This window comes from Bacillus sp. JJ664 (assembly GCF_036962205.1).
In the GTDB taxonomy this organism is placed as follows: Bacteria; Bacillota; Bacilli; order Bacillales; family Bacillaceae_G; genus Gottfriedia.
The window spans coordinates 1-858 of sequence record NZ_JBALMS010000236.1; the positions used below are offsets into that span (position 1 = coordinate 1).

2 protein-coding genes are annotated in these 858 nt (G+C 29.0%); both read left to right on the top strand.

Annotated features, from left to right (window positions below; genetic code table 11):
* The first annotated feature begins 109 nt into the window (after nt 1–109).
* Entirely contained in the window at nt 110–373 is a 264-nt protein-coding gene (locus V7056_RS20665) for a hypothetical protein (protein ID WP_499704265.1), read from the top strand.
* Nucleotides 374–594: 221 nt separating this feature from the next.
* A partial coding sequence (locus tag V7056_RS20670) for a DUF4309 domain-containing protein (RefSeq protein ID WP_499704266.1) occupies nt 595–858 on the top strand: 264 nt, incomplete at its 3' end.

Sequence of the window (858 nt, forward strand, 5' to 3'; positions counted from 1 at the left end):
TATTGAACTAACTGGCGCGTTAGTTTAATATAAAATGTTATATCGGCAAATTTTTTAATATCATCTGAGTTTGTACAAGAATGGTTATTTTCTTAGGGAGAGAGTGAACTTGAAAGAAGCATTAATTGAAATTATCTCAGGAATACTTGCCATCTCAATTTTAGGAGTGGGTACATACGTTAATATATTTTATCTTACAAAGGAAAGGTATGATGATGAAGATCATGTTTTTCATACTCTAGGGGGACTAACACATATATTACCTCAACCATTAGGTTTTTGGATTACAAAAATATTATGGGTAAGTATTAGCATTGGCACGCTTTCAACAGTATTGTATATATCCTTCTTAAAACTAATAAACTATTTTTAAAGGTTTAGGATAAATGTAATTATTTTAAGACTTTTCCTTCTTCAACTAACGGATGCGTTAGTTAAACAATAGGGAGCAGCCATTGGCTGCTTTTTTGTATTTGGCAGAATAAATAATAACAATAAAATGCAAATTTACCTAAATTTTCATAAATCAACTGTTAAGATCGATGTGTTATATTGAATATACTGATAGTAAGTAAAAATATTAAGGGGATTTTTATGAAGTATATTAAAAACAAACAAATTATTATTGGAATAATAATTGCCGTAGTTGTCGCACTAGGATGTCTTTCACCGACAATCATCAAGAAAACAAAACATTCTTTAAAGGTACATAAAATTGAGTCACAAAAGAAATCGTTTCTAGAAGAAATTGAGAAACAGGCAAAAGAAGGTAAAATGATTAAAAGTCCTTTTAAACTTGGAGAATCGTCAGTAAAAGTTACTAAAAAATGGGGAAATGCAGATACATTTGATGAAAAA